1 protein-coding gene is annotated in these 283 nt (G+C 56.5%); it reads right to left on the bottom strand.

All coding sequences use genetic code 11. The features are described from left to right. Positions 1–147: 147 nt before the first annotated feature. A partial coding sequence (locus H6B51_RS18590) for an S-layer homology domain-containing protein (protein WP_204884839.1) occupies positions 148–283 on the bottom strand: 136 nt, incomplete at its 5' end.

The raw sequence follows: 283 nt of genomic DNA, 5'->3' as shown, positions 1-283 counted from the left end.
ATATGCGTTTGGTAATGGTTTTTGTTGTTTGCATAAGAACATCTCCTTATATACATTGTTATTTCAAAAACTGTCCCCGTGTTTTCCGTCTGAAGGATTCCGGCCGGAGGAGCGGATACCCCTCCAGCCGGAACACATCGTTCCTGTTTATTTTTCCAAAAACCGCTGCAAGATCGCCGCGGCTTCTGCGCGGGTGGTGGCGCCCTGCGGGTCAAGGACGCCGTCCCCCTTGCCGGAGATGAGCCCCGCGCCGACCGCCCAGGACACGCCCTCCTGCGCCCAG

Source organism: Pseudoflavonifractor phocaeensis, assembly GCF_016901955.1.
Taxonomy (GTDB): Bacteria; Bacillota; Clostridia; order Oscillospirales; family Oscillospiraceae; genus Flavonifractor; species Flavonifractor phocaeensis_A.
The sequence above is the reverse complement of the archived record's forward strand: the minus strand, read 5'-3'. Positions and strand labels throughout refer to the sequence as shown.